Source organism: Aminobacterium colombiense DSM 12261 (assembly GCF_000025885.1).
Classification (GTDB): Bacteria; Synergistota; Synergistia; order Synergistales; family Aminobacteriaceae; genus Aminobacterium; species Aminobacterium colombiense.
This window is the reverse complement of sequence record NC_014011.1, coordinates 55,990-74,010: the sequence shown is the minus strand read 5'-3', so window position 1 is coordinate 74,010 and position 18,021 is coordinate 55,990. Positions and strand designations below refer to the sequence as shown.

At 45.8% G+C, this 18,021-nt stretch carries 19 protein-coding genes; 8 read left to right on the top strand and 11 right to left on the bottom strand.

Annotated elements, in window-relative coordinates:
- The 7 genes from AMICO_RS00400 to AMICO_RS00370 all read right to left on the bottom strand — a co-directional run bounded on the left by AMICO_RS00400 (position 1) and on the right by AMICO_RS00370 (position 5,412).
- Positions 1-519 carry a DUF2179 domain-containing protein gene (locus AMICO_RS00400; RefSeq protein ID WP_013047496.1) on the bottom strand — a complete coding sequence of 173 codons (519 nt, stop codon included), beginning with the start codon at positions 517-519 and terminating at the stop codon, positions 1-3.
- Positions 520-616: 97 nt separating this feature from the next.
- A complete protein-coding gene (locus AMICO_RS00395) occupies positions 617-1,465 on the bottom strand; it encodes a peptidylprolyl isomerase (RefSeq protein ID WP_013047495.1) in 849 nt (282 codons plus the stop codon).
- Positions 1,466-1,514: 49 nt separating this feature from the next.
- Positions 1,515-3,044 (bottom strand): YbaK/EbsC family protein, encoded by a 1,530-nt coding sequence (locus AMICO_RS00390; RefSeq protein WP_013047494.1) that lies wholly within the window; start codon positions 3,042-3,044, stop codon positions 1,515-1,517.
- Between the two features lie 50 nt (positions 3,045-3,094).
- Positions 3,095-3,274 carry a hypothetical protein gene (locus AMICO_RS00385; RefSeq protein ID WP_013047493.1) on the bottom strand — a complete coding sequence of 60 codons (180 nt, stop codon included), beginning with the start codon at positions 3,272-3,274 and terminating at the stop codon, positions 3,095-3,097.
- 3 nt (positions 3,275-3,277) lie between these two features.
- Positions 3,278-4,147: an L-serine ammonia-lyase, iron-sulfur-dependent, subunit alpha gene (gene sdaAA / locus AMICO_RS00380; RefSeq protein WP_013047492.1), complete on the bottom strand. Its 870-nt coding sequence runs from the start codon at positions 4,145-4,147 to the stop codon at positions 3,278-3,280.
- Entirely contained in the window at positions 4,144-4,830 is a 687-nt protein-coding gene (gene sdaAB, locus AMICO_RS00375; RefSeq protein WP_013047491.1) for an L-serine ammonia-lyase, iron-sulfur-dependent subunit beta, read from the bottom strand. The genes sdaAA and sdaAB overlap by 4 nt, the downstream gene beginning before the upstream one ends.
- An 18-nt stretch (positions 4,831-4,848) precedes the next feature.
- Entirely contained in the window at positions 4,849-5,412 is a 564-nt protein-coding gene (locus AMICO_RS00370; RefSeq protein ID WP_013047490.1) for a tRNA-specific adenosine deaminase, read from the bottom strand.
- A 476-nt stretch (positions 5,413-5,888) separates the two neighbouring features.
- Here AMICO_RS00370 and AMICO_RS00365 point away from each other — a divergent pair, with 476 nt between their 5' ends.
- Complete coding sequence (locus tag AMICO_RS00365) at positions 5,889-7,235, top strand: 4Fe-4S binding protein (RefSeq protein WP_013047488.1); 1,347 nt, start codon at positions 5,889-5,891, stop codon at positions 7,233-7,235.
- Between the two features lie 69 nt (positions 7,236-7,304).
- Here the strand turns inward: AMICO_RS00365 and AMICO_RS00360 are convergent, their stop codons facing one another.
- From AMICO_RS00360 to thrC, 3 genes are all read right to left on the bottom strand, one after another.
- Positions 7,305-8,495, bottom strand: coding sequence for an aminotransferase-like domain-containing protein (locus AMICO_RS00360; RefSeq protein ID WP_013047487.1), 1,191 nt, complete (start codon positions 8,493-8,495; stop codon positions 7,305-7,307).
- Positions 8,496-8,612: 117 nt separating this feature from the next.
- On the bottom strand, positions 8,613-9,734 hold the full coding sequence (locus AMICO_RS00355; RefSeq protein ID WP_013047486.1) for a pyridoxal-phosphate dependent enzyme: 1,122 nt from the start codon (positions 9,732-9,734) through the stop codon (positions 8,613-8,615).
- A 23-nt stretch (positions 9,735-9,757) separates the two neighbouring features.
- Entirely contained in the window at positions 9,758-10,957 is a 1,200-nt protein-coding gene (gene thrC / locus AMICO_RS00350) for a threonine synthase (protein ID WP_013047485.1), read from the bottom strand.
- 206 nt (positions 10,958-11,163) lie between these two features.
- On the opposite strand from thrC, the gene AMICO_RS00345 reads away from it, so the two are divergent.
- Both AMICO_RS00345 and AMICO_RS00340 read left to right on the top strand, forming a co-directional pair.
- Entirely contained in the window at positions 11,164-11,949 is a 786-nt protein-coding gene (locus tag AMICO_RS00345; protein WP_013047484.1) for an amino acid ABC transporter ATP-binding protein, read from the top strand.
- On the top strand, positions 11,950-13,512 hold the full coding sequence (locus tag AMICO_RS00340; RefSeq protein ID WP_013047483.1) for an ABC transporter substrate-binding protein/permease: 1,563 nt from the start codon (positions 11,950-11,952) through the stop codon (positions 13,510-13,512).
- Positions 13,513-13,563: 51 nt separating this feature from the next.
- On the opposite strand, the gene AMICO_RS00335 is transcribed toward AMICO_RS00340, so the two are convergent.
- Positions 13,564-14,442 carry a PhzF family phenazine biosynthesis protein gene (locus AMICO_RS00335; RefSeq protein WP_013047482.1) on the bottom strand — a complete coding sequence of 293 codons (879 nt, stop codon included), beginning with the start codon at positions 14,440-14,442 and terminating at the stop codon, positions 13,564-13,566.
- Between the two features lie 224 nt (positions 14,443-14,666).
- On the opposite strand from AMICO_RS00335, the gene AMICO_RS00330 reads away from it, so the two are divergent.
- The 5 genes from AMICO_RS00330 to AMICO_RS00310 are packed head-to-tail and all read left to right on the top strand — an operon-like array spanning position 14,667 to position 18,021.
- Positions 14,667-15,458, top strand: a complete 792-nt coding sequence (locus tag AMICO_RS00330; RefSeq protein ID WP_013047481.1) for a DUF4198 domain-containing protein — start codon at positions 14,667-14,669, stop codon at positions 15,456-15,458.
- Complete coding sequence (gene cbiM, locus AMICO_RS00325; protein ID WP_013047480.1) at positions 15,458-16,066, top strand: cobalt transporter CbiM; 609 nt, start codon at positions 15,458-15,460, stop codon at positions 16,064-16,066. Before AMICO_RS00330 ends, cbiM begins: the two co-directional genes overlap by 1 nt.
- Positions 16,057-16,656, top strand: a complete 600-nt coding sequence (locus tag AMICO_RS00320) for a NikL family nickel/cobalt ECF transporter subunit (protein ID WP_013047479.1) — start codon at positions 16,057-16,059, stop codon at positions 16,654-16,656. The genes cbiM and AMICO_RS00320 overlap by 10 nt, the downstream gene beginning before the upstream one ends.
- Entirely contained in the window at positions 16,646-17,368 is a 723-nt protein-coding gene (gene cbiQ, locus AMICO_RS00315; protein ID WP_013047478.1) for a cobalt ECF transporter T component CbiQ, read from the top strand. Before AMICO_RS00320 ends, cbiQ begins: the two co-directional genes overlap by 11 nt.
- On the top strand, positions 17,365-18,021 hold the full coding sequence (locus tag AMICO_RS00310) for an energy-coupling factor ABC transporter ATP-binding protein (RefSeq protein WP_013047477.1): 657 nt from the start codon (positions 17,365-17,367) through the stop codon (positions 18,019-18,021). The genes cbiQ and AMICO_RS00310 overlap by 4 nt, the downstream gene beginning before the upstream one ends.

Below are 18,021 nucleotides of genomic sequence, written 5' to 3'. Positions count from 1 at the left end.
TTATTTTCCCTTTATTTTGAAATGGCCACCCCAACATCCTTTGACATCCGAGATACAGACAAAACCCTTTTCATCAACAAGGCCTAGAATATGACGAATATCAGAGCGGTTACAAATAACTTTTACTACGAGGCGAAGTCCTGCGCGCCCCTTCCCAACGAGAACTGTAGCACCAAAACCAGCTTCTCTTATCTGTTCAATAATAGCTTGCGTCTCCTGGTTCCTTTCAAGAATAATTTCAAGGGTGACGAAAGCGCGGAGCAACTTTTCTTCAAGAAGAGAGCCGACAAAATTTCCAGCGCCATACCCACTTGCGTAGGCTATAAGCTGGGGGAATGTAAGCGAAGCTCCCCCTCCTAGAATATATCCAAGAACTGACATATAGATCATAACTTCTAAAAAACCTGTAACTGCAGCTAGCTGCCGTCTCCCTCTCACTAGAAAAAGGATTCTGACCGTTCCAAGACTGACATCAAGAATACGCGCACTGAATATAAGGACAAGGCCTAGCAAATCCACGATGCATCATCCTCCTTCTTCATATTTATAGAAAGACAAGGCGGACAGCATTATCTGCCCGCCTTGTCTTAATAAGCTATCTCAAAGGGTTGTTCTATTATTTATTTTCGAAGACCTTGACACCGTATTGTTTTCGAAGGCGTTCTGTTTCGTCTGTATAGATCTGAGCCCGTTTCTCACGAAGAAGGTTGGTTTCAATCTGTCCTTTAACTTCTTCAAAGGGCTGCAGTGAACCCGGTTTTTTATCTTCGAGCCTGATAATATGCCAGCCATACTGACTCTTTACCGGCGCGCTTATTTCTCCTTTTTTAAGAGCTCCGGCAGCCTGGCTGAATTCTGGAACAACCTGGTCGCTCTGGAAATACCCAAGATCCCCTTTCTGGGCTTTAGAGGGGCAGGACGAATATTTCTGGGCAGCATCTTCGAAGGTAATTTTTTCTGTTTTTATCTCTTCTCTTATTCTTTTCGCTTCCTCTTCATTTTCTACAAGAATATGGCTCGCCCTTATCTGGGACGGGATCATAAAATCCGTGACATGAGCCGTGTAATAGTCTCTGGCCTCTTTTTCGCTCACAGAAACATTGCCAAACATTTTTTCAAGGGCAACCTGACGAAGGATTTCTCTTTTTATGTTTTCAAGCCGCTCTATAAAAATTGGATCTTTCTCAACATCATTTTCTTGGGCCCATCGCACGAAGACTTCAAGGTTGATCAGTTCTTCGAGAATGGCCTTGCGTCCCTGTTCATTCTCATAGTACATGCGCTGCTGGGGGTCAAGAGATTTTATTACATCTTCTACGTCCTGCCCTTTTATTTCTACATCTCCAACCTGGGCCAACACTTTGTCACCATCAGACTTCTCAACTTCTTTTGCCCCTGCAACTCCACTCAAGACCACCGTTGCGATTATAGCCATGGCAATTAAAAGTTTCACATTTTTCCTCATACCATATCCCTCCATACCATTTAACTCACTAGTAAACGCAGCCAGTGTATCACAGCTGCGTGTCATCGTCATTGAGCAAAGAGGAGAGGAAACACGTTACATGGCATGCCTGCATTTCCTTTACTTCTTCACCGTACTGTACTTCCACGATTCCCTCAGCCGCTTTTCTCCCTACAACAACTTTTGCTGGAATGCCAAAAAGCTCAAAATCCGCAAATTTAGCGCCTGCCCTCTCATTTCTGTCATCGAAAAGAGCAACGACTCCCTGATGGACCATTTCGTGATAGAGGTTCGTCGCCAATTCCATGGCAGTTTCGTCTTTTATAGATGGCACTATAATATCCACATCAAAAGGCGCCAATCCCAAGGGATATGTTTTTTGTCTCGCCAGGGCCGTTATAATGCTATCAAGATGGATCCAGCCCTTCCATAGCGCGCACTTCTGAGACGAGCCGCTCTGATCCTGGTAAAGGGTCTCTAGCGCGTCTTCGGGTTCTCCCCATACTGCCGCTACGCCATTCCACAGATACTTCCTCAAGGCTGAGCCGCAATGAGGGCAATCCATCCCTTCTTCAAGAAGAGCAATATCGGCAACACGTTCCGTTTTGAAATCACGCCCCCACGTCACTCCAGTGAGGTGGTATTCCGGCCGATTTGCTCCTGTTACAACACCTTTGCAACCTTCCACACTTGAATCTGCGATGACAAGAAGTTTGTCAGGGAGGCCTACAGGTCCGAGGAACCCTGGCTTTTGCCCCATGATTTCTATAAGTTCTTTTTCCTCTGCAATGCGAACTTCCGTCGCCCCCAGTGATACAAGAAGCTTCCGTTCGCTTATCTGCCTATCTCCTCTGATAAGAACTGTCACCGGCTGGAAGACGCCATTCACTTCGGCCATATAGAACATGGTCTTTATTGTTTGTTCCGAAGAAACCTCGAGATAGGAGCAGAGGGCGTCTATAGACTCGGCTCCAGGGGTGAAAACTTCCTGCACTGAAGACTCCTCTTCTGTTCGAAAAGGCTTGGTTTCCCCTGCATGGGCATGGGTAGTACCATGCCATCCGCAGGAAGGGCATTCTACCCCTTCTGAAGATGCGGCAAACTCTTCTTCTGCGTGGAGGGCAATGTAGGCTCCTTCTTTTCCCAGGGTTGCATCTTCTATTTTGACACCGGACAGAGCCATGTTCTCAAGGAGGTTTTCAATGAAATACAGCAAATTTTTTTGACATTCTTCCGATGAAGAAGCCTCTATTCCGCTGAGAAGCAACCGCCCTCCCCGAAGCTCCATTACCCGCAGAGGAAGATCCCGGTAGCTTTGAACCACCCTCTGCGCAAGCAATTGAATTCCTTCTTTTCTATAAAGAAGGTCTTCCAGCTGCTGAAAACCCCCGTCCATAAAGGCATGGATAAAGGTCCAGGCAACATTGTCCCTCAGCAATGCTCCCAAGGGAAGCAAACTCCACTCCCCATGGTGAAGATCAAGGGCATAGCCTCCTCGAAGAAGACGAATAGCACCTGGATCCTGCCATCCCGCGGGTTCCTTTTTTAAAGTAGGGGTAAGCAACGTTGTCATTCTCATCCCAATGACCTCCTCGTTTGTCTGTTGGCCGTCTTCCTGTTGCCAATATATCAGGATGATTTATAAAAGTATTGCATATAGGCTAGTATAAATAAGGCTATTGCCCAAACAATATCAAGCATGGCCCGTCCTGCCTGACCTGCCCTAAAGCGCCGAAGTGAGATTAGGAGCAGCGCAACTCCGCAAAGAATAACAATAATCGGCGCCAGAATCTTTGCAAAGAACTGCACGGTCTACCACCTCTCGTGGAAAATTTCCGCTACAAGACGGCGGGCCGTTGGGGTAATGGCAAGACCGCCTTGAGCCGTTTCCCGCAAAGATTCCGGGATGGCACGGCCAACCTGTGCCATAGCATCGATAACTTCATCGGCTGGAATTATTGATTCCACGCCGGCAAGAGCCATGTCCGCCCCCAGGACAGCCAGTGAAACGAGCAGCCCATTTCTCTTAATGCATGGTGATTCCACCAATCCCCCTACAGGATCGCAAACGAGGCCGAGTATGGATTTGAAGGTCAGGGCAACACTGTGCCCTATGGCTTCACTTGTCCCCCCCCGAAGGGCCACAAGAGCGGCGGCTCCCATGGCTACAGCAGCGCCGCATTCAGCCTGACAACCTCCTTCAGCTCCTGCCAGCGTCGCTCTGGAAGCTACGACTTCCCCTACAGAGCCAGCCACTATCAAAGCATCGACAAGAGCTTCTTCCTCAGGGCGAAAAAGCTCTTTATAGGCAAAAAGGAGGCCTGGCAAAATGCCGCAGCTCCCCGCTGTAGGAGCCGCCACAATACGACCCATCGCAGCATTATAGGTTGCCACCGCCAAAGCGATCTCGCTAGCTCGCAATATATACTCGCTGGATAAAGATTGTTGACTTTGAGAGTAGTCATTCATTTTTCCAAAATCAGATTTAACGACTTTACCATCCCATTTTTGAGAGAGGGCGTCAGAAACAGACTTTTCCATATCTGTAAGCCGCTCCTTCATTCCTTCTCGAATATGCTCAATAGAGAGACCTGTTTCCAGCTCTTCCTTCGATAATGCTGCTTGGCAAAAAGAGCTGTTTTGGTTCAGGCTCAGAGCTATAACTTCCGCAAGTGATCTCATGATACGTTTCCTCCCTCATTGTATAGGGGCAATACCCGTTCAATAGATGGGTGCGCCTTCTCAATAGCCTCCCTGACACTTCTATGGGGCGGAGACTGAAGGTCGAGTTCAATAACAAGGGAAGCCTTTCCTCCCTTGGATTTTCGATACAGGCTCAATGTGGCAATATTGATCTTCATATCTGCAAAGAGCCTTGTTACTGCCGCGACCACACCATGGGTATCCTGATGAAAGGTTATAAGAGAAGGGAGCTCTCCTGACACACTCACGTTAAAGCCGTCAACCTGTTGAAGCTCTACTGCTCCACCGCCAATAGAGGCTCCGATAACCTCAAGGGTTCTGCCATCTTTGCCGGTAAAAACAAATCGAGCAGAGTTCGGATGTGCCCCATCTATCTCTTCGGCATCAAAACGATAATTGAACTTTCGCTCTCTTGCGATCAGCAAGGCGTCACGCAACCGAATATCATCTGGAGCCATATCGAGAAGTCCTGCAATGAGGGCTCTATCTGTTCCATGCCCATAGCTTGTGTGGGCGAAACTCCCGCGCAAAAATATTTCAACACTTTCCAGGGGATCACTTCCCCAGCATGCTAAAGCCAGTCGGCCAAGACGGGCCGCACCAGCAGTATGACTGGAAGATGGACCAATCATAACCGGCCCTATAATATCTGTAAGTGCCATATTTTTTCCTCCTTCATTTCAAGATCGTTTTTTTTCTCTCGCCTGGTATACATCTGACAGTTCATTATATATGCGTTGCAGCTTTTCTAACCTCGCCTTTGCAAGATCAGGCTCGCTCAGTTGCAAAACCATCTCCTGTAAGGAAAAACTTTCAAAAAATTTGTTTTTACGACTTGGCTTGGGGCAATTAAAGACTTCATTTAAAATTTGGATATCGTAGGGAATGTTAAAAGCGTTTCTTGTTTGTTCATACCCAAAAAGAAAATAAATCTGAGGAAACCCTGACCACGCAATGGAAGAAAGGCACATGGAACAGGGTTCATGTGTTGAGAGAAAGATACATTCTCTAGGATCGGGATGGTCATCAAGTTCGAAAAATTTTTTTATAGTATAGACTTCCCCATGCCAAAGGGGGCTCCACCCTTCATGATTTGTTTCTGCCACTACAAGGGAGAGGTCAGAACGACGCACAATGGCCGCGCCAAAAATTTTATGGCCATGGGGCACCGCCAAACGGGTTTCGGGAACAATAAAATCTTCAATGACATCAAGCATTCTCCAAAATACTTTTTCCTGATCCATTATCTTCCCCCCTTTACAACATTATATCCCGAAGTTCTTTTCTCAGGATTTAAAAAAACCATCGCTAATGTTAAATAAAATTAATACTTGAATTTAGCTGTTTTTTATGTTACTTTCAAATTGATAGCAATTGTTTATCTATTCACTAGATTTAGTTTTTTCAACTGCGCCTCGTGCGTGTCAAAAAGCAACTTCTCTCAAAAAATGCAAGGACTCCCAACGGCATAGGTGAGGAGGTGAATATGTATGAACGCCTTAACCATGATCTGGCTCGTTATCGGCGTAGGTATAATCGCTGCCGTTCTCATTATCAAAAAGAAACGGAGTGATGAAAGTACCGGTGATTAGAAAAACGTAGCCCTTCGTCTCTGCGTTCGTTACAAATACCTCCGTGGAGTACGTCTTTTTGCCGATAGCCAAAACCTCTCTTCTAAAAGATAATTTAGAAACAAAGGAGTAAAGAAGGGGGTACGACTATGAAATCGCAAAAGATCCGTCTGGCCGTTCAACTTGCATTTCTCATCTTCCTATCGTGGATAGGCTATCGGCATCAACTTCTAGGAGGCGGCCCCGAAGGAGTGCCGCCAGTAGATGCTTTATGCCCATTTGGAGGTATAGAGGGATTATATGCTTATTTAAAAACAGGGACATGGCTAAGGAGATTGGCACCAAGCTCTCTTGTGTTGTTTGCTGGTGTCGTAGCAATGACCGTTGTCGTAGGGCGTGTTTTTTGCAGCTGGATCTGCCCCTTGGGAACCATAGGCGAGCTTTCCGCAAAAGTGGCTCGGAAATTGGCCATAACCCCCAGAGAGCTGCCAGAGTCTGTTGATCGGCCAGCACGATATCTAAAGTATGCCATTCTCGCCATCATTCTCTTTTTTACATGGAAACTCGGCACCCTCGCATGGCGTAATTATGATCCGTGGGTAGCATGGATGCACCTCAGCGCAGGCTGGAAGGAAGTAGTGGAAAAGCCCTGGGCATATATAGTGCTCTTTGGTGCTGTAATTGCCGCGAGTTTATGGATTGAGCGATTCTGGTGCCGTTATCTTTGTCCTCTCGGAGCTCTTCTTGCCCTTGGCCAGAAATTAAGTCTGGTAAAGATTCGTCGAAATGATTCATCTTGTATTCATTGTCATCTATGTCATACGTCATGTCCCGTGAATCTCAACCCTGAAGCAAAAGAAACAGAAAACAGCGCGGAATGTATTGCCTGTGGACGATGTACTGACACGTGTCCTGTGGAGAAAACTCTCTCTTTCGGAACGAAAAAGAAATTCTTCTCCTCTCTCGCCGTCGGAATAGTCGGCTTACTTCTCTTCTTTGGTTTTTACGGTGCAGCCCGGCTATCTGGGAAATGGATGACCTACGCCCCATCTACTACTGAAGGTGTAAGGAATGCAGCAAGCGGTATCTATGGGTGGATGACCCTTCACCAGGTATCGGAAACTGTGAAACTTACCGAGGAGGAGGTTATTGCCATTACAAATCTTCCAGCTGGCGTTCCTCGCGATGTTTCGCTAAAAAACATTGAAGGGGTTGATGATGAGGAAATTCGAGCACTCCTTGAAGCCTATTTGGAAAAACAAAAAACTGAGATCCCTTCGTCCCCCAAAACAACTCCTCAGAACCCGGAAGAAATAAAAGGTTCGATGACGCTGTCGAGCATTGCAGAAACCTATGGACTCGCAGCTGAAAAGATACTGGCTGAGGCAGGATGGCCCATGGATGCCCCAAAGGACAAACCTTTAAAGGAACTCGCCGCGGAATACAAAACAGAAGTAAGTGTTATTCGTGAAGCAGTGAAAAAGCTTTTAAAATAGTAGCGACGTTTTCTTCAGGGCAATATATTAGGGAAGCCTGGCTCAGTAACGAGCCAGGCTTCCCTATATTTAACGAAGGTGTTCTTTTATAGCGTTTCCAAGTAGTTTGATTCCCTGTACAATTCTCTCTGGCGGCATGTTGGAATAGTTCAAGCGTAAGGTGTTCTCATGACCGCCGTTAGGGAAGAAGGCTCCTCCCGGTACAAAGGCAACCTTCTTTTCAATACAGGTCATGAGCACGTCTCTGGCACTGAGATTTTCAGGCAACACTACCCATGTAAAAAGCCCGCCTTCCGGCACGGTGTATGAAACTGAAGGCGGCAACTCTGCCCTCATCGCCTCTATCATAATGCCGCACCGTTCCTTATAGACATCTATGATACGACCTACATGGGCGTCAAGATCGTACATTTCCATATAGGTGTCGATCTCATACTGACTCAGCGTAGGGGAATGAAGATCAGCAGCCTGCTTAAGGTACGAAAACTTTTCATATATTTCTCCTTCTGCGCAAAGCCAGGCAATCCTCATTCCCGGGCAAAAGATCTTAGAGAAGGTTCCAAGAAGAACCACCTGCCCTTTTGTGTCAAAAGATTTCAGAGAAGGGGGTACGACCCCTTTAAATCGAAGCTCACCATAGGGGTTATCTTCAAAGACCACTATATTGTAACGGTTAATAACTTCCATAAAGGCTCTTCTTCTCTCAAAAGTCCACGTTTTGCCTGTGGGGTTCTGAAAATCTGGAATAACGTAGACTGCTTTGGCTCTTTTTTCTCTTTTCAGAGCCTCTTCGAGAGCCTCTGGAACCATTCCGTCTGCGTCTGTCTCGACTTCCACGTACCGCGGGTTATAGCCGTTAAAGGCACTGAGAGCACCGAGATAGGTAGGGCTTTCGCATAAGATGACATCTCCGTCGTCGATAAACATCTTAGCCAGCAGGTCAAGAGACTGTTGGGATCCCGTGGTGATCATTATGTTGTCGCTCTCCAAACGGGTCTGGTATTTCCGGTTCATCCGGCTCGCGATCTTTTCCCGCAAAGGAACATGTCCTTCTGTTGTCGAGTATTGCAAGGCTTTTGTGCCGTGCTTCTCGAGAACGTAAGCAACAACTTCTTTCATCTCATCAATCGGAAATAGTTCTGGAGCCGGAAGGCCGCCGGCGAAAGAAATAATCTCAGGATCAGCTGTCACCTTTAGAATGGCGGCGATATCCGATGCCTGAAAATTTTTCATCCGCTCTGCAAAAATGTATTTGTTCATAGTAGAGCCCTCCTGTTGGTTAAGAATTTTAGGGCGGATTATATCAGGAAAGAGGGCTTTATGGGAAGGGATATTCCTAAATTATCAATTTAGTATTTATAAAATTCATTCTTTTCTTTATTTTAAGTGCAAAATCTTATCCGTGGCTTTCAGGCCAGAACCCGAAAGGAAGGCCACTGTTGTTTCGCTGGTTAAAAGCTTCCCCTGACCTTCCAGTTTAGCCAATGCTGCCGCTACAACTGCACTGGTTGGTTCTACATACAGGCCGGCCTTGGCCAAATCATAAAAACCTCTTTTTATCTCCTCTTCATCAACTGCCAGCATTTCCCCCCCTGTTTTCCTGATAGCGGCAAGAACTTCCCTTCCCCGCACAGGCAGGGCGGAACTAATTCCCTCCGCTATGGTTTCCTGTTTCTCTATCTGGACGGGTTCTTCTTTCCTCTGAATAAAAGCCTCATAGAGGGGAGCGCAATTCTTTGCCTGAACAGCGATGATTTGAGGAAAGCGAGAGATGATCTTTGATTGAAGAAGATGTCGGAAGGCAAGATAACAGCCCAGAACGAGGCTTCCCTGCCCTGCCGGAACAATGATCTTATGAGGCGCTGTGCACTGGAGTTGTTCCCATATTTCAAAAGCATAGGTCTTAATTCCATGAACAAAATAGGGGCTCCAGTTATGACTGGCATAATAAGTATGGGATGCCGCCTGCTCTGCAGCTCTAGTGGTGTCTTCCCGACTTCCCGGAACCCGTACAAGTTCTGCCCCATAACTTTCAATCTGGACACACTTGCCTGCAGAGGTATATTCCGGAACAAAAATTTGACAATGAATGCCTGCCCGAGCGGCATAAGCAGCCATAGCTGCCCCTGCATTGCCCGACGAATCTTCAACAATGGAAGAGATGCCCAGTTCTTTCAGCCTTGTTACCTCATAGGCAACTCCCCGATCCTTATAGGAACCGGTGGGACAGAGATAATCAAGCTTAAAGAAAACCCGGCCGGATTTCCATGGCAAGGGAACAAGGGGGGTAAGACCTTCACCAAGAGAAACAGGAATCGTTCCATCCCTTAAAGGAAGAGCCTCTTTATACCGCCAAAGTGATGAAGGGCGGGATTGCAAAGCTTCCTGCGAAGGAAATCGGGTTTCGTCAACGTGGAGAAGAAGCGCCCCGCCGCAGGGGCACCTCCAATACTTACTGTCCTCTTCATGTTGTTGATGACACCGCTCACACAGCAGCATTCTCCCTTACTCCCCTTTGCCTTTCATTTCACTGCAAGAAGCTTCTCAAGATCATCTATAAGACACTCTTCGGCATTGAGATTGTAGGCATCGAAAACAGCTGTGTATTTCAACCCGCTCCCTGTAAGGATACATGCCGCTCTCTGTTCTGAAGAGATAGAGCCAGTTTGCCGCAGTTTTTTAAGGGCCGCCAGCGAAACAGCTGAAGCTGGCTGAACAAACAACCCCATCCCTGCCAGTTCTAGCTGAGATTCATAAATGCTCTCTTCTGAAACTGCCACAGCTACCCCCCTTTGCCTGTGAAGCATTCTTAACACCTGGTTGCCGCTTGGGGGGAAAGGGTTTTCTATGGCGTGGGCGACAGTGTGGGGGTTGGGGAACCGCTCAATAGTGAGAGAATTCTTTTCGTAGGCTCTCGCTATTGGTGCACATCCTTCTGCCTGAGCCGCGACAATCGTTGGTATGTGAGGAATAAGCCCGGATTTGTAAAACTCTCTAAACCCTTTTTCTATGCCTCGAATGTTGCCGCCGGCACTTGTTGGTATAATAACAAAGTCAGGAACATTAAACTCTGTCTGTTCACATATTTCAAAAGCAATGGTCTTAGACCCTTCGACCCTGAAGGGAACGTCGGAATTCATAAAGTAGATGCCATATCTTTCTCCCAGGCGGAGGCTTTCTTCGTAAAGTCGGTCATAGTCGCCCAGAGCCTTGATCAGACGGGCATTATAGATGGCAACCGGATTGAGTTTTTCAGAAGGGATATCCCCCTTCACAAGGATTGTCGTTTCAAGGCCTGCTCTTGCCCCGAAAGCAGCTACGGAAGCTGCCATATTTCCTGTAGAGACAGTTCCGATTCGGCGAAAACCAAGTTCAATGGCATGGTGAATGGACGCGGCTGTTCCCCGGTCTTTAAAAGACCACGTGGGGTTTACTGTTTCGTTCTTTAAAAATATTTCTTTCACCCCGTATTTTTCAGCAAAGGAGGGAGCTGAAAGAAGGGGGGTCATTCCTTCGCCAAGGGAAAGACCGCTGCAACTGGACTGAAAGGGGAAAAAGCTCTTATACCGTTTGAAGATGTCCGATCGTTCTTCCGTATCGATATTCTTTGAAATAAACTCCTCGATCTCAAGTGGCTCCCTGCACTTTTGGCAACGTGCAAGGTTCTCTCGAAGAGAAAACGTTGATCCGCAGGCAGTGCATATAAGCTTTTTTTCTAACATCGAAAAAGATCCCTCCCTGTTAATATCCATAATGAAATTATAACGTATAGAAAAACATTATTTTTTGTTTTTTCCTTTAAATTTACATCTTGCATCTGCTTTTTTTTCTGTCATACTATGCCTGCTTGTAATCAAAATATGAAGACTCAAAACCAAATCGGGGAGAGTGAAATCACACAAAAAAATAGTTAGGAGGTTGAGACGGGTTGACACGTGCGGCTATACCTTTGATTCACGTTGAAAATCTGTACAAGAGCTTTGAGGATGGAGAAGTTTTGAATGGAATCTCCATAGACATTCATGAGGGGGATCTGGTCTCTATCATAGGGCCGTCAGGATGCGGCAAGTCAACGTTCTTACGGTGTCTCAATTGTCTCGAGTACATCGATTCCGGAACCATTACTATCGCCGGCGTTACGGTAAGCCGCACCGGCAAGGAAAAGGAACTGGACAAAAGCTTTCTGGAAGCCTGTCATCATATGAGACAGGAAGTTGGAATGGTATTTCAAAGTTTTAATCTTTTTCCTCACCGGACCGTTCTCGAAAATGTTATGCTGGCCCCTATGGTCGTTAAAAAGGCCAGTGAAGAAGAAGCTCATGAAATAGCGTTGAGATTGCTTGAAAAAGTTGGCCTTTCCGAACACGCCCACAAATATCCAGCCACCCTATCTGGCGGACAAACTCAACGTGGGGCTATTGCTCGCGCCCTCGCCATGAATCCCAAAGTCATGCTCTATGATGAACCGACTTCAGCCCTCGACCCCGAATTAGTGGGGGAAGTTCTGCAGGTCATGAAAGATCTTGATAATGAAGGCATGACTCAGATCATCGTAACCCATCAAATGCGATTCGCCCGCAACGCTTCTGACTATATTGTCTTTATGGACGGCGGGGAGATCGTTGAAATGGCTGACGGCGATGTTCTGTTTGAAACACCTCAAAACAAACGAACGAAAGCATTTCTCAGACACTTTTCAGAGGATGTAGCATAAATGAAAAGGCTGATACGATTCCTTTGCGCTCTGTTTATTGTTTTTGCGGCGTGTGGGTCTCCTCTCTACGCTACCGATAAACCTGTGCTCAAATGGGGAGGAGATACTGAGGGGGGCGTACCCTATATGTTCTACGATCCCTTCGATATGGATCGCCTCATTGGCTACGAAGTGGAGATCATAGATGCCATCGCCGATTATCTTGGTATGGAAACCGAATTTGTCCAGAACGGATGGGATAATCTTATTCCTGGCCTGGAACGACATTTATACGATGTCACCCTTGATGGCCTTGAAATCACGCCGGAACATAAAGAGGTTGTAAATTTCTCCATACCTTACTACGCAACCTTTCTACAGATTGCCGTCCGGAAGGGGACAAAAGACATTGAAACCCTTGAAGATTGCAAGGGAAAAGTTGTGGGAACCCTAAAACAATCCTATGCTTATTTCACCCTCGTAGAGGCCGGCATTAAGGACATACGAACCTACGAAGATGAGATCAATGCCTTTAACGATCTCGAAAACGGACGTCTTGACGCAACACTCTTTGACGATCCCATCGGCGTCTACTATGCAGGGTTCAACCCTGAAATAGTATTTGTGGGCCCTCCCGTTGGACGTATGGAGTATGGAATTGCTGTTCGCAAAGAAGACAAGCAACTGCTTTCAGATATAAATGAAGCTATCGTCTATCTTCGAGACAGCGGGAAACTTCGGGAGATCTATGACCGCTGGAACATGTGGAGCCCCATGATGGCCGAAATGTTTCAGGATTTTTCTCCAAGCAAGATCGAAGCTTCCATGTTCAACCATTGGGCGGAACACCAAAAACCTGACATTACTTTAGCCAAACGGTTAAATCGATACGCAAGCTTCCTGCCTATATTGGGCAAGGCAGCCATCGTTACCATGAAGGTATCCATTGCATCTATGGTTCTGGCTATTTTCCTCGGCCTGCTTTTGGCCATGACTAAAATATTTGGGCCTACTTTGCTCTCTCGTCTGGCCATCGGATATATTGAGGCAATTCGGGGAACGCCTGTCCTGATTCAGCTCTTCTTTATATTTTATGGTCTCCCCAACATAGGGATAAAACTGAGCCCGTTCTTTGCCGGAATATTAGGCCTTGGGCTCAATTACGCCGCCTATGAAGCTGAAAACTACAGAGCTGGGCTCCTATCTGTGCCTCGCCAACAAATGGAAGGGGCTTTGGCTCTTGGAATGACACGGTGGCAGGCTCTGAGACACGTGGTATTGCCTCAGGCCTTGCGAGTCGCCTTGCCACCGGTAACCAATGACTTTATCTCTCTTTTGAAAGATTCGTCACTGGTCTCCGTCATTACCATGGTGGATTTGACAAAGGCCTATGGCCAGCTGGCTACAACCTATTACGACTATTTCGGCACTGGCATTATTGTTGCCATCATTTATTTTTTGCTTGGGTTGCCCTTCGTGCGCCTGGCGCGATGGACTGAAAAGAAAATGGCCGTTGCCGTAAAAGGCGGGAAGAGACAAAAAAACTCCGGCTCTTTAGTCGGGAAAAAACCTGGTTCCTATTGATCAAAATAGTTAATCAGATAAAAGGGCTGTCCACGAAAAGGACAGCCCTTTTTAGATCAACTCGCCCTTTGCTACAAAAATGACGCTTCCGCCCACGTGTACATCAATTTTTCCGCCATCCTGGTCGGATGCAGAGAGAAAAAGAAGAGAGGGACGCTGAAGAGAGTATCCCTGTTCTACCCTCACATCCTCTATTACAGATGCCCCCATGACCTTATGGCGAACAAGATAGGCAGCCAGGCACCCTCCAGAGCTTCCCGTTGCGGGATCTTCTTCCACCCCGAAACACGAGGTAAGAACCCTGACATGAAGATGGTTATGTCTGTGGATAGGTTCTTTGCAATAGATTGAAATTGCGACTTTGCCCATTCTCTCTATGAAATCCTCGTATTCATTACGATTTATGCAGATTCGACTCAGGACCTCTCTTCGTTTAAGAGGCACTATAACTGTGGGCAAACCGGTGGAAACCCATTGGACAGGGGCACCTGTTTCTATTTCCTTTGCATCAATGGACAACACCCTCGCCAGATCTTCGGGGGGATAGACAGGGCCGAACTCTGGCTGGTTCTGCTTCATAATATAAAGATGATCCTTTCTCATCACGGGAATCGGCCCAACCTGGAGGTTTAAAGTAATAAAATCAGGGTTTCCAGGCGCTATTTCCCTGGCGATAACAGCAGCTGTTCCCAAAGTGGGATGGCCTGCAAAAGGGACTTCCCCCCCTGGAGTAAATATCCGTGCAGGATAGCCTCCGTTTACTGGAGAATGATTCAAAATAAAGGTTGTTTCTGAATAGTTCATCTCTCTCGTAATACTCTCCATATCCTCTTTCGAAAGATCTCCTGCTCCAAGAACTACAGCAAGCTGGTTCCCCGAATATTTTTTTTCCGCAAAAACATCTACAATATAAAATTCATGCTTCTTCATGATTGCCCCTCCCTTCATTTTCAATTTTCAATGTCATAAACCAAGCTGCCACCGGTACTCTTTTAACCTGATAAAACAATGTCGGTATCAAAAAACACAAGAAAGCAAAGCGGACTATGGACCTTTTATATATTATACCGTTATTTAACTTGACAAACTAAGTCCAAAGAGTAACACTATAATAGAAATTCGTGTTACGATAATTTTTGAGGGGGTTTTTAGCGGTGAGAATCTGGAAAAAACAAATTATTGTTCCTCTTGTTATGGTTTGCTCTTTTTTTGTTTTTGCCTCTCCATTACGGGCACATTTTCAAGTTATTATTCCTAATCAAAATATCGTATCCCAAGATGACAACAAACAAATTGATCTTGATCTTCTCTTCACACATCCTTTTGAACAACACCTTATGAATATGGAAAAGCCCGTTCAATTTGGGGTTCTGGTTCGCTCAGAAAAAACAGATCTTCTGAACTTTCTTAATGAAAAAATATCTAAAGACGGTTTGAAAAGCTGGAAGGCATCTTATGTAGTAAAACGCCCTGGAGACCATATCTTTTACGTAGAACCCTCTCCATATTGGGAGCCAGCAGAAAACAAATATATTATTCATTACACAAAAACCATTGTTAACGCGTTCGGAATGAAAGATGGCTGGGATGAAGCAGTAGGGCTTCGTGCAGAAATTCTTCCTCTTACTCATCCTTATGGTCTGTGGGCAGGAAATGTTTTTCAAGGAAAAGTTGTGGTTGATGGAAAACCTGTTTCCGGCGCAGACGTAGAAGTCGAGTTTTATAATGATAAAAAGGCCATTAAAGCTCCGGCTGATCCTTTTATTACTCAAGTAGTACGCACAGATGACCAAGGTATTTTTACGTATGTAATGCCTTGGGAAGGCTGGTGGGGTTTTGCAGCTCTTTCCGATGCTCCTGAAACAATGAAAACTCCTGATGGTAAAAATGATGCCGCTATAGAATTAGGGGCAGTTTTGTGGCTGAAAACGGTGAATAAAAACTAATGCATATTGCGGAAGGCGTTCTTTCTCTCCCTGTTCTTCTCATTGGGGCAACAGGAGCTGCTGCAGGTGTTGCAGTAGGCTTAAAAAGAATTGATGCAGAGATGATCCCTCGTGCGGGGATCGTCTCTGCTGCTTTGTTTGTTTCATCTCTTATACATGTCAACATCGGTCCGACAAGTGCCCACCTGGTTTTGAACGGCATTGGAGGCCTTATATTAGGAATGGGTCTTTTTCCCTCATATCTTGTTGCTCTCTTTCTTCAGGCCCTCCTTTTTCAATTCGGAGGGGTTGTGGTGCTCGGAGTCAATACATGCACCATGAGTCTATCTGGCGTATTGGGAGGTCTATTAGGACGATATGTTCTTCATCTTGGCAAGCCTGCCTGGCTTGCCGGGGCTCTTGCTGGAGCGACAGGAGTAGCTGGTGCCGGTATTTTTACGGCCCTTGCCCTTGCAGGAAGTGGTGAGGTATTTTTCATGACTGCCAAACTTATTCTTCTTGCCCATATTCCCATTATGGGAATAGAGTCTCTTATCGGAGTTTTTGTCGCAACATACGTCTTTCGCACTATGCCATCTCTTTTGGAGGATTGGGAGAAATGGAAATAAAAACGTTATCCCTTAAATTTGTGAGTATGACTGTGCTTCTTTTTTTGTGGACTGGCCCTGCGTCTGCCCATAAACTAAATGTTTTCGCCTATATGGAAAACAACACCCTCGTTGGAGAAGCCTATTTCAATGATGGAGCGCCTGCCCGTCATTCTGCAATACACGTTAAAAATGCTAAAAATAACAGCCTCATCGTCGAAGGAACGACAGACGAAAGGGGACAATTTTCTATCCCCGTTGATGCAATAGGTATTCAATCTCTTCTAGTCTCGGTAAATGGCGGGATAGGACATCTGGGTCAAACTATAGTAACCATAGAAGCAGCAGAACCAAACGATAGAATCGAAAAAACAGCTTTAGTGGCATCAGAAAGTTCAAATACAGCAAGTTCTCTTTCTGAAGAAAAGATTTCTGCTCTCACACAAGAAATTGTTCAGAAAGAAATAGCCCCTATCCGGAACGAACTTTCCCTGCTCCGAAAGGAACTTTCGAAACCTAAATTCAGTGAAATTATCGGAGGAATAGGGTATATTGCAGGCCTTGCCGGGATGGCTTTCTGGGCTGGAGGACGTAAAAAATATGGGCAATAGTAACTTCCCTTCATTGAATTACCAAGTTTATATTCCTGATAGTTTTTTAAGTCGAGTCTCTGCAGCAATCAAAGTTGTGCTTGTCTTTCTTTTCGCCTTATGTGTCGCTCTTTTGCCATCAGTTGCCGCTCAATTTTTTCTGCTGATGTATGCCTTCATGCTTGTCACTATTGCCCGTATTCCTATCAAAGTTATTATCACTCGCCTTCTTGCCCTTGATAGCTTTCTTCTTATGATGTGGCTCACGCTTCCCCTTTCCTCTGAAAATGGTGTGCGCCTTGCATTGCTTATTACAATACGAGCTCATGCGGCAACTTTGGCTTTCATCTCACTTTTACGAACAACAACAATGCCAGATCTTTTACAGGCACTTCATCGTCTTCACGTGCCTCAAAAACTTATTCTTTTGCTTCATTTTACTTATCGATACGCTCACGTTTTATCGGAAGAAGCACAAAAAATTCATAAAAGCATGGTGTTAAGGGGATTTCATCCCACTGTATCCTTTTCAACTTTTAGAGCTTACGGCAACCTCGTCGGTATGCTGCTTATACGAAGTATCATCCGTTCAGAGCGAGTCTCTAAAGCTATGGCGTTACGAGGTTTTAACGGCTCTTTTCCCTTTTTCTCCTTTTGCGCGACATCCTCCCCCCCTGATACTCTTTGCATGGCAGCCCTCTACATTTTGTTGGCTGGGTGTTTTATTCTATGATGCCACTGTTACGCTTAAAAAGTATTGCTTTTGCCTATCCCAGAAGTTCGCCTCTGTTTACACATCTCTCTTTTGAAATTTTTGAGAAAGAAAAAATTTATATTCGAGGGGAAAATGGTGCGGGTAAAACAACTCTTTTCTCTCTGATAATGGGCCTGCTTCGCCCACAGAAGGGAGACATTATTGTTAAGGGGAAAGTTATTAAAAACCAAAAGGATCTTCGATATTTACGTCAAACCATAGGCTTTCTTTTTCAAGATCCCGATGACCAGCTCTTTTGCCCGACCCTGCTTGATGATGTGCTCTTTGGCCCTCTCAATGGAGGAATAAATAAAGAAGAAGCCTATGAACAAGCTATAAATGTTTTGAAAACCCTTAACATAGACAACCTCGCTCATACCCCTCCTTACGCCCTTTCCGGAGGACAAAAGAGACTCGGGGCCTTAGCTGCTGTTCTTGCAATGAAACCAGACCTATTGTTGCTCGACGAACCTTCAAGCGGTCTCGATGAAAGGGCCTGGCAAAACCTTGTAGACGTTCTAAATCAACTTGACATGGCTCTCATCATTGCCTCACATGACATTCCCTTTCTAGAACATGTAACCCGCCGGGGATATGAGCTCTCCTCTGGAATGCTTACATTTGCACAATAG

Coding starts and splice junctions, on each gene's coding strand:
- AMICO_RS00395 (WP_013047495.1), bottom strand. CDS start 1,465: ATGAGGAAAAATGTGAAACTTTTAATTGCCATGGCTATAATCGCAACG.
- AMICO_RS00390 (WP_013047494.1), bottom strand. CDS start 3,044: ATGAGAATGACAACGTTGCTTACCCCTACTTTAAAAAAGGAACCCGCG.
- sdaAA (WP_013047492.1), bottom strand. CDS start 4,147: ATGAGATCACTTGCGGAAGTTATAGCTCTGAGCCTGAACCAAAACAGC.
- sdaAB (WP_013047491.1), bottom strand. CDS start 4,830: ATGGCACTTACAGATATTATAGGGCCGGTTATGATTGGTCCATCTTCC.
- AMICO_RS00370 (WP_013047490.1), bottom strand. CDS start 5,412: ATGGATCAGGAAAAAGTATTTTGGAGAATGCTTGATGTCATTGAAGAT.
- AMICO_RS00365 (WP_013047488.1), top strand. CDS start 5,889: ATGAAATCGCAAAAGATCCGTCTGGCCGTTCAACTTGCATTTCTCATC.
- AMICO_RS00360 (WP_013047487.1), bottom strand. CDS start 8,495: ATGAACAAATACATTTTTGCAGAGCGGATGAAAAATTTTCAGGCATCG.
- AMICO_RS00355 (WP_013047486.1), bottom strand. CDS start 9,734: ATGCTGCTGTGTGAGCGGTGTCATCAACAACATGAAGAGGACAGTAAG.
- thrC (WP_013047485.1), bottom strand. CDS start 10,957: ATGTTAGAAAAAAAGCTTATATGCACTGCCTGCGGATCAACGTTTTCT.
- AMICO_RS00340 (WP_013047483.1), top strand. CDS start 11,950: ATGAAAAGGCTGATACGATTCCTTTGCGCTCTGTTTATTGTTTTTGCG.
- AMICO_RS00335 (WP_013047482.1), bottom strand. CDS start 14,442: ATGAAGAAGCATGAATTTTATATTGTAGATGTTTTTGCGGAAAAAAAA.
- cbiM (WP_013047480.1), top strand. CDS start 15,458: ATGCATATTGCGGAAGGCGTTCTTTCTCTCCCTGTTCTTCTCATTGGG.
- AMICO_RS00320 (WP_013047479.1), top strand. CDS start 16,057: ATGGAAATAAAAACGTTATCCCTTAAATTTGTGAGTATGACTGTGCTT.
- cbiQ (WP_013047478.1), top strand. CDS start 16,646: ATGGGCAATAGTAACTTCCCTTCATTGAATTACCAAGTTTATATTCCT.
- AMICO_RS00310 (WP_013047477.1), top strand. CDS start 17,365: ATGATGCCACTGTTACGCTTAAAAAGTATTGCTTTTGCCTATCCCAGA.